The sequence below is a fragment of the Ensifer sp. SSB1 genome, assembly GCF_016652895.1.
Lineage (GTDB): Bacteria > Pseudomonadota > Alphaproteobacteria > Rhizobiales > Rhizobiaceae > Ensifer.
Genome location: NZ_JAEPRP010000231.1, coordinates 1 through 9,110, shown reverse-complemented (window position 1 = coordinate 9,110; position 9,110 = coordinate 1). Strand labels below are relative to the sequence as shown.

Sequence of the window (9,110 nt, the reverse complement as noted above, 5' to 3'; positions counted from 1 at the left end):
GCGATCGTAGACGGGAACGATCTCGGTGCCAGCCGGTAGGCTGTCCTTGACCGCCGCCAGGTTCTTCTTGGCGCTGTCGATGACGTTGAGAGCGTTCTCGCCGACCCGCTGCAGCACGATGCCGCTTGCGACCTCGCCTTCGCCGTTGAGTTCGGTGATGCCGCGCCGCTCGTCGGGAACGGTCTCCACCCGCGCGACGTCACCGAGGCGCAGCGGCGCGCCGCCTTCAGTCATCAGCACGATGTTCTCGATGTCCTTGATGCCTTGCAGATAGCCGCGGCCGCGGACCATGAACTCGAACTCGGAAATCTCGACTGTGCGCCCGCCGACGTCGCGGTTGCTGGCCCGCACCGCGTCGGCGATCTGCTTCAGCGTCACGTTCTGGGCGCGCAAGCGCGCCGGGTCGACGACGACGGAGTACTGCTTGACGAAGCCGCCCACGCTCGCGACCTCGGCGACGCCATCCGACTTCGAGAGTGCAAAGCGGACGACCCAGTCCTGCAGCGAGCGCAGTTCGGCGAGCGACAGCTCCTTGGCGACCAAAGCATATTGGTAGACCCAGCCGACGCCCGTCGCGTCCGGGCCAAGGCTCGGCGAGACCCCCTCGGGAAGTCGGCTTGCCGCCGCATTGAGGTATTCGAGTACTCGGCTGCGCGCCCAATAGGGATCGATCCCGTCCTCGAAGATCACGTAGACGAAGGAAATGCCGAAGAACGAGAAGCCGCGCACGACCTTCGACCGCGGTACCGTCAGCATCGACGTTGTCAGGGGATAGGTGACCTGGTCCTCGACCACCTGCGGTGCCTGGCCGGGATAGTCGGTGAAGACGATCACCTGCACGTCCGAGAGGTCCGGGATGGCGTCGAGTGGAAGAGATCGCAGCGAGTAGATGCCCGCGGCGATCGAGAGTGCTGCGCCGACGATGATCAGCACCAGATTACGGGCGGACCAGGCGATGACGTTCGAGATCATGGTTTCACCTCGTCCGCAGTGAGCGCGCTTAGCGCCGCATTGAGATTGCTCTCGGCGTCGAGCAGGAAGTTCGCCGAGGTGACGATCTTCTCTCCGGCTTCGATCCCCTTCCTAATCTCCGTCACGTCATCGCCGCGCGCTCCGAGCGCGACGTCACGCGGTTCGAAACGGCCCTCGCCCTTGTCGACGAACACCACCTGGCGGTCGCCGGTGTCGATGACGGCGCTGTTCGGTACCGCGACGACCAGGGCGGTGTCACCCGAGGCGATCTGAACTTCGGCGTACATGTTCGCAAGCAGCAAACCTTCGGCGTTGGAAAGCTCGACCCGTACCTTGGCCGTCCGCGTCTGCGACTGAAGCTCGGGATAGATCAGGTCGACAGTGCCTTCGAACGTCTTGCCTGGCAGGTTGCGCACCCTCACCGTCGTTTGCGCGCCCTTGCGGATGTTCGTGGCATCGAACTCGGGCACGTCTGCAATCACCCACACCTTCGACGTGTCGGCGATCCGGAACAGCACGTCACCGGCTTCCGCCATCATGCCCGTCGTGGCGCTGCGCTCGAGAACCACTCCGTCACTTGGAGACAGATAGGCGATGCTCCTGGGCACCGTTCGGCTTTGAGCGATGGCCTTCACCGTTTCTTCCGGGACACCTAGATTACGTAGTTGCAGCGCTCCGCCGACGTCGAGGTCCGGTTTGCCGCCGCCGCGCAGTTCCGTCGCGTACTCCGCTCCGGCCTTGGCGATGTCCTTCGAGAAGAAGTGGAAGAGCTCGTCTCCTTTCCGCACCCGGTCGCCCGTCGTCACGTCGGCGACGCCATCGACGAAGGCGTTTGCCCGCATCGAAACGATCCGTACCAGGCGCTCGTCGAACGTGACCGTTCCAGGCACACGTACCTCGCGGCTGATGACGGCACTCTCTGCCGTCGCCGTCTTTACGCCCGTCCGCTGGAGCTTGCCGAGCGAGACCTTGACGACCGAGCTGTCCGTCTCGTCGCCCTCGAAGACGGGAAGGTAGTCCATGCCCATGGAGTCCTTCTTCGGCGCCTTCGACGTATCGGGCAGGCCCATGGGGTTGCGGTAGTAGAGGACTTTTCGCTCGCCCGCGGTGGGCATGGTTTCCGCCTGTGCGACCGTGGCCTTCTTCACCGTGTCGAAGGTGACGTCCTCGCTCTCGCGCACGGCGATGAAATCACGACCGTCGGCGGTTTTCCTGGGCGCTGCGGCGTACTCCGCCAGACCGTCCGGGTGTCTGTAGTAGACGATCCTGCCAGTCGGCACGGTTGCCTGGGGCATGGTTTCCCCGAGCGCCTGCTCGGAGAAGACCTTGTTGATGTGGCTGGCAAGGCCGCGCGTGCCAGCCGCGTACCCTCCCCCGCCGGCCATGGCGAGGGAGCTGACGAACAGCAGAAATTTGGACGCGGTCACGGCTGTGCCTGCAGAACCAGTTCGCCCTGGACGGTTTCGGTCTCGCCCTGGACCTTGGCCGCCAGCTTGAATCGCCAGCCGCCCTCCATGCTGAGGTTGGTCTTGAACGAGTAGGTGCCCGCTTCCGCTGACGGCAGGGCCTCGACCGGGGTGGTCATCGCCTCCATCCCCTCCGGTGCCATGTCCATCCTCGTGCTGAAGATGACAGCATCCGGCACAGGTTTTGACGTGCGCTTGTCGATCAGGCGCACCGCGACGGTCGCCTCGGGACCGTGCGGGACTTCGGACTGGACGAGCTGGAACTCGTAGTCCGTCGCGGCGGCAAAGGATGTGGTGGTTGCAGCCAGAATGATGGCAACCGAACCGAGGATAGCCCTCGGAGAAAAGATGTTTGTCATGTTGGATCTCACACGGGACCGGCACTTCGGGCCGCGTCCACGAAAAAACTGCGGTCGGAAGGACGCTTTCCGTCTGGAGGCGGCCGTCCGGTTTCTTTCAGCGAGTGAGATCAGGCTTTGGGAGGCCGCGCCGGAGGTTCGACGAGGGCGGACGGAAGGCGGTTTTCCTGGAGGACCGGATGTGACAACTCGCGTGCCCACAGGTCGATGCGCCAGCTATTGGCCTTGCTGCCGTGCGCGAGGATGATCGAAGAGCAGACCAGCGCGAGAGGACACGTCTTGCCGCAATCATTCTTCTGGGCAGGTTGCTGCTCCGGACAGCAAGACATGTCGTCCATGCCCGCCATCGCATCCATCTGCATGTCGGGCGAAAGGGCCATGGCGCTCGCAGCCGTGCCAACGCTCACGGGACCAAGCACGACCCCGAGCAACGCCAACACATAAAAAAAGCGCCGGAGCGCAACAACCACGAACATGCGCTTATGCTTGCATAGCGCGACGCGTATTGGAAGACGGTCACGGAAAGTTGCGACGGAGGGACGCACCAAGGTGCAGGCAGGTGGCTTCAATCAGCAAGAGGCTCCGATAGCGAAGAGCCCTCTCGGGAAAATCACTCAGGCAGGCCAGTATCCCCTTAGCAACCACGCTGCAGCGACCAGAGCCAAAAGCCAAATGCAAACGATCATGACGAGACCGCCCCGGCTCGACGGACGTTTTTCGACTTCGGTCGCTCGTTCGCGAAACTCGTTCATCAATTCCGGAGGCACGAGACGGACCGCCAGAAGAATGCCAATAGGAACGATTACCAGATCGTCGAGATATCCGAAGACAGGGATGAAATCGGGAATAAGATCGATCGGTGATAGAGCGTAGGCCGCAACCGCACCCGCGACAAGCTTCGCTGACCATGGGGTCCGTGGATCTCCGGCGGCGATCCAGAGTGCCACAACATCTCGCTTAATCTGGCGAGCCCACTGCTTTGCTCGCTGAATCCCGCGGGGTGGCGGTTTGTGCATGGTCATCGCGGCGTTCCGTCAAACCTGGAGAATTGTTGGTCGGCAAACCTCAGCCATCTCTGACACGATTCTTTCTTTGAAGGCACGCCAACAAAGGCACCGCCGAGCGCATTCCAGAACATCGCGATACGCGCGACAGACTTGGCAACTCCGAGTCGGACGGTCTAAGGCGAAGCGCTCCCCGTGCGCGGACAGGGAGCGCTTCGCACGGGCATCGATGACTTACCTGTCGGGAACCTTAGCCGTTCGCTTCTTTAGCGCTTCTCTGCGTTTGCCTTGGCTCACGATCTTGCGCCCGACTTTGGCCGCCTCGAATCCCGCTTTCAACAGCCCGTCGCCAAACGTCTCGCTGTCGTCGACCCCTTCGCCGCGTGGCTGAGTGCCACCTCCTCTACCCGCGTCACTTTTCCCACCAACTGACATGTCGAACTCCGATTATGGGCGGTCCTAGAAAGACGCGCTCTCCCCCTGGATAATCCTCCCGGCCTCAGCGCCAGGAAGCAGTTCGCGCTCTAGGACGGCTTCTGCGACGCGCACTACTTTCGCCCGCCACTCCCGGACGACCTCTTCCGCACGGGACAACTCCTCGGCAAGCAGCCGCTCCACCCTCCGTCTCAGGATTGGATCACTGCGACGGAGTTCATCAAGCTCCCGTGAACTGGAGAGGCTTGTGAAGCCGAGCGAGTGAACGCCGTGTGCTGCAATAAGTATCGTGGCGATGTCGTTTGCCCGATGGAGATCCGACCCTTCCCTACCGCCAGAGCCGTCGTAGCTCTCGTTGAGAACGACCCGCTCGGCGGCTTTTCCCGCGAGAAGCATTGCAATCTCGTCGCGATAGGCCTGCAGCGTCTTGTTGCGCACGATTGGCCTGCGCCATTCAACGTGACCGACGCTGCCGTCGCGATGTCCGGCCTGGCTGGCCACGACAATCGCCTCGACCTCACCGATGCCTAGGGCGAGCCCGACGATTGCGTGTCCCGCTTCATGGATGCAAACGGGCCATCGCTGTGCCTTCCCCATGGCGGCAATGGGGGGCACAATCGCGAGGAAGTCCGAGCCTGTCACCGGTCGCCTTTGCTTCCTGGCAATCCTACGCGCGTCCCGGGCGAGCTGACGCAATGCTGCGCCGGAGTAACCTCCGGTGGCGAGAGCGATGGCCCTCAACTCATCGGTGGGCAGCGAGAGGCCGACATGCATCGCAAGGATCTGCTCCCGAGCCTCCCTGTCAGGCATTTCGACCGCGATGTGTCGATCAAGGCGTCCGGGGCGCATCAGGGCATCATCGATGTCGTCGGGTCTGTTCGTCGCCGCGATCACAACGACACCTTCACGACCTTTAGCGCCGTCGAGAAGTTCGAGTAGCGCGTTGATCACCTGAAGTCCGTAGGAAGCATTGTTGCCCTTTAGGAGCTTGCGAGAGCCGAAGGAGTCGAATTCATCCAGGAAGAGGATTGCAGGGGCGGCGGCAATTGCCTCGCGAAACGTCTTCCGCATCGCACCGAGCATGTCACCCAGATGACCGCGAGCCTGCCATTGCGCACTTGATGCAGCCAAGAAGCCCACACCACACGATCTGGCCACCGCGCTCGCAAACAAGGTTTTGCCGCACCCTGGCGGGCCACTCAAAAGCAACCCGGCATCGACGTCACTCCACGAAATCGAACCATCCCGCCACGCGGAGATATCGTGAACAAGATCCTGCGCCCACTCAGTAGCCTTGCCATAACCCGCAAGTTCCTCCACCCGGGGCTCCCAGGCGACTACCCTTTTGGTCGGAAGCGAAGAGGCAAGCTTTTCCAGTGTGACTTCAATCGGCCGCGACTTTCGGATCGCGGCGAACAGCAACTGCGGCGGAAATTCAACGAGCGCGTTCGCCTGCTCCCTAGTGATGCTCAATTCCATCACTGCCCTAACGGCAATAAGGAGGTGATACGGCTTGAAGCGCGCCACTTCAATCACGCGATCAAGAGAGACATCAATCTCCTGCGGAAGCTCGGCGCCGTTCGTGATGAGGACAATGACCGCCCTACCTGAGGATAATGCATTGAGAGCTTCGCCCGCATCAGTCTCCTGCTTGAAGGTGCTGATCCGGACAATCGGTACAGTATAATGAAGAATCCCTGCCCCAATCAGAAGCGCCTTGACTGCGTCGTAGTATTTGTCGACGGCGGCACCTGGAGGGAGTCGTAGCCCAACCGCCCGGTCGCTCTTCTGAAAGATGCCGCATCGCTTTAGGGCAATCCTCAGGGAGTTTGCATAGGTTGTCACCTCAAGCCCTTGCTTGCGCATGTCGAAATCGAACTCTGTCATGGCTGCTCTCCTACGACCGGGCGCGGCGGACCACGGTGTCCGGTCCGAGCAACTGATCATCGAGGTCAACCTCGATCAGGCCTCTCAGGATCATGTGGGCGATCGATCCCATCGGCCTACCTTCCCTCACGGTCGCGAGGCAGTCGGTGAGCGACAGCGATCCCATTTCATCAAGGCCAGCCAAGATTCGGATGCGGTCGCCGAGAGTCGACTCCCGATCTGCGTATCGGATGAGATCCCGCGCGTTCTGCAGGCGGACTGGGTTCACATCGCACATTGAAATCGCCTGGTACCGATAGCCCAGCCGCGACGCGACGCTTGGCAGCCAGGTGATGATGTCGGGGTCGGCCCGCCAGACATCCACGAGCAATGTTTCGCGCGCGGTCTGCACGGCGAAATCGACAAAGTGATGCCTGGGCTTGCGAGCGCTGGATTCGTTGATGATCGGATGCGTGACACAGCGCCAGGAAATCACTTCCGGGTCAAGATCCAGAAGGCATGCATAGTCGCTGGCCTGCTGCGAGCGATACAGAGTACGCCCAACACCCTTGAGTGTCGTGAAAGGGAAACGGGTTTTATACGGATTGCGGAGATCGCAAGCGTCATCGCCTGCGGCATGAGCGGTCGAGGTCGTCATGACCTGCCCTCCAAAGAATAGAATGTTGCGGCGGCGCCGGGAACCGTCCCGGAGTCGGTCAACCTATTCGGAAGATGAGGGCGCTGTCGTTGCTCATACGAGAACGAATAGAGAACGAAATTCCCGGCGTCAAGCGCCTTTGCATCGACTGTTCCGGCCAATGCAAGAGGCGCACTGCCAGGGGCTACAGATTCTGTAGCCGACTACTTGTTGCGCACTCGATCGCCGGCTAGGGTCCATGCAATCAACGAAGTTCCCGATCAATGATCGAGGTCATCGTCCTCCAGAAGGCCAGGCTTGGAGAACAGCTCCTCAAGGCCAGGTTTGCGCTGCGAGAAGGTGACTTTGAAAGTTCCGTCCTTGTCCTGGACGGTCTGAGGTCCACGGGTCTTGGCCGCGTTCAGTACTTCACTGATGCGGGCTTCTGCCTCGTGTCTCTGCCAAGCATCCATCTTGTGCAACCTCTTTGGGGTGGCATCTCCACCAAGACTGAACATAGCGCTCCCTTGGGACTGCGACCTGAGAATTCGACATAAAAGCTTCCCAACTCACAGGATATTTCGCGGTGCCAGACGTTCTGCTTCTTATGGACACTGACATCGTCAGCTACATGGGCCGGAAGAAGCCACCGCCAGGATTACGGCCATGGCTCCTCCAGGTTGGCATCCATCGCCTCGGCCTCAGCTATCCGGTTATAACAGAACTGATGCGCGGCGCCCATCTCCGGCACCGAGATGACCCCGAAAGAGCCGCACGGATCACCGCCTGGGTGGATCGCATCGTTGCAACAGATTTTCCAGTTCCGGAGATGTCGCATGCGGTGGCGGCAACGTATGCCCACATGACATCGATACCGGCGCTAAAGCACCTGTGGACGATCCCGAAAGGCCAGACAAGTGACCGCCTCGGCCACGATGTTATGATTGCGGCTCTCGCGATAACCCATCAGCTTCCAATCATCACTGCGAACGTCGCAGATTTCCTCAAGATCCACGAGTGGTGTCCCCTACCGGGGCTGTACCATCCGCTGACTTCGCGATGGCACGTCTATCCGCCATTCGACGTTTCTCTGCCTCCCTTCGATCCCGAGCAACCCGACCCATCCGACGGCATCCTGCCGAAGGTCGAACCTGACGTCGCCACGCATCCTAGCGAGACTGTCGAAACCGCGGAGTCGTCCCCGTACCCGGCACCTTTTGGTTAGGGCGTAACCTCAATCATCGAAGCTGTCCGTACATTCGCAAGTTGCCGCTCGGAGACGAGGGACAACTGCAATTTTAGCCTTCGCATTCTCCGGGCGGCAATGTTCAAGTGATACCGGTCTCCCTGTTGAAGGGGATCGCTATGACCGGAAAGAAGATACCGAACGACAAAACGCCTGTTCAGCAGGCCAGGGCCCTCAAGGCGACCATGGTCAAACTGGGGAAGAACCTGGCGGAAGCTGCCGAGCTTGTGGGAGGAATCCAATCCGGCGACGACCCGGATGTCGTAGACGCGCTGCTGGCAGTAGAGGCCGGTGTTACACGGGACGACGCGCGCCTCCTTCGAGCAATCGGTGCGATGGTGGAGAAGGACAGCGAAATTCTGACCACCGGGATTTCTCCGGAAACCCTGCGTCTCCTTTCCCAGGCTTCCGGCGCCGAAGTGCAAGACGCGGCCATCCGCACCATCAAGGCGGGCATCCCGGTGGGAGAGGAAAAAATGAGACGGCTCGAAACTCACCGCAGTCGAGCGGAGGAAGGGGATGACCAGGTTGCTGCGAACGCACGATGGGCGAGGCTTCAGTCTTTTGCGGCCATGAACGCGGAGGTGATGCTGCGCCGTCTCGAGTCGAAGGCTGATGGGCTGCGCGCAGCGGCCCAGAAGTTCGTCTTCCACTTCGCTCCGCCTCATCCCCAGGAAGGATTCGAGATGGAGTCGGATCGGCCCGGCTATTTCGAGGCGCACGCCAATGTTGCGGTCCTGGCTTCTGATGTTCTTGCGGATTTCAAACAGATCCTTGGCCCTCGGGAAGCATTTGAGACTGGCGACCTCAAGGATTCGGAAGCGTTGCTCCTAAAACAAGCATTCGATGCTCTGACGAGGTTCGCGGCTGGCCACTTTGGTCACCAGGGGGGCTTCGCCTTCGAAGCAGCAGAAGAGGACGTGTTCTCGTCAGACATCATCGACGCCCTCGCCTACATCAGTACCCAGTCACTGCCGGATGTTCCACGCTCCGCCCCCTACACCCGTCCTCCACACACGCTCCACGTTCTCGAACTTGGGGCGGGTGCAGGTGGCCAGGCGATCGGCCTGATGTCTGCAGGATTCCGACACGCTGCTCTTTATGAAAAGGTCTCCCTACGCGCTG

Annotated in this window: 10 protein-coding genes; 2 read left to right on the top strand and 8 right to left on the bottom strand. The window is 60.9% G+C overall.

The genetic code is table 11. The annotated features are described in order from the left end of the window. From I8N66_RS33795 to I8N66_RS33760, 8 genes are all read right to left on the bottom strand, one after another. The coding region (locus tag I8N66_RS33795) for an efflux RND transporter permease subunit (protein ID WP_291163818.1) at nucleotides 1-972 on the bottom strand (972 nt) is incomplete at its 3' end. Beyond that, on the bottom strand, nucleotides 969-2,399 hold the full coding sequence (locus I8N66_RS33790; protein WP_291163815.1) for an efflux RND transporter periplasmic adaptor subunit: 1,431 nt from the start codon (nucleotides 2,397-2,399) through the stop codon (nucleotides 969-971). The genes I8N66_RS33795 and I8N66_RS33790, both read right to left, overlap by 4 nt. After that, nucleotides 2,396-2,797, bottom strand: a complete 402-nt coding sequence (locus I8N66_RS33785; RefSeq protein ID WP_291163812.1) for a FixH family protein — start codon at nucleotides 2,795-2,797, stop codon at nucleotides 2,396-2,398. Before I8N66_RS33785 ends, I8N66_RS33790 begins: the two co-directional genes overlap by 4 nt. Before the next feature lie 110 nt (nucleotides 2,798-2,907). Beyond that, entirely contained in the window at nucleotides 2,908-3,273 is a 366-nt protein-coding gene (locus I8N66_RS33780) for a hypothetical protein (protein WP_291163809.1), read from the bottom strand. 138 nt (nucleotides 3,274-3,411) lie between these two features. Beyond that, nucleotides 3,412-3,819 (bottom strand): YkvA family protein, encoded by a 408-nt coding sequence (locus I8N66_RS33775; protein WP_291163806.1) that lies wholly within the window; start codon nucleotides 3,817-3,819, stop codon nucleotides 3,412-3,414. A 441-nt stretch (nucleotides 3,820-4,260) separates the two neighbouring features. After that, nucleotides 4,261-6,123: an AAA family ATPase gene (locus tag I8N66_RS33770; RefSeq protein WP_291163803.1), complete on the bottom strand. Its 1,863-nt coding sequence runs from the start codon at nucleotides 6,121-6,123 to the stop codon at nucleotides 4,261-4,263. A 10-nt stretch (nucleotides 6,124-6,133) separates the two neighbouring features. Next, entirely contained in the window at nucleotides 6,134-6,760 is a 627-nt protein-coding gene (locus I8N66_RS33765; RefSeq protein ID WP_291163798.1) for a hypothetical protein, read from the bottom strand. Nucleotides 6,761-7,020: 260 nt separating this feature from the next. Next, nucleotides 7,021-7,257 (bottom strand): hypothetical protein, encoded by a 237-nt coding sequence (locus tag I8N66_RS33760; RefSeq protein WP_291163796.1) that lies wholly within the window; start codon nucleotides 7,255-7,257, stop codon nucleotides 7,021-7,023. A gap of 68 nt (nucleotides 7,258-7,325) precedes the next feature. Between I8N66_RS33760 and I8N66_RS33755 the strand changes: the two genes are divergently transcribed. Next, nucleotides 7,326-7,964, top strand: coding sequence for a type II toxin-antitoxin system VapC family toxin (locus I8N66_RS33755; RefSeq protein WP_291163793.1), 639 nt, complete (start codon nucleotides 7,326-7,328; stop codon nucleotides 7,962-7,964). 140 nt (nucleotides 7,965-8,104) lie between these two features. Then, nucleotides 8,105-9,110 (top strand): hypothetical protein (locus I8N66_RS33750; protein ID WP_291163790.1); only part of this gene is annotated, 1,006 nt, incomplete at its 3' end.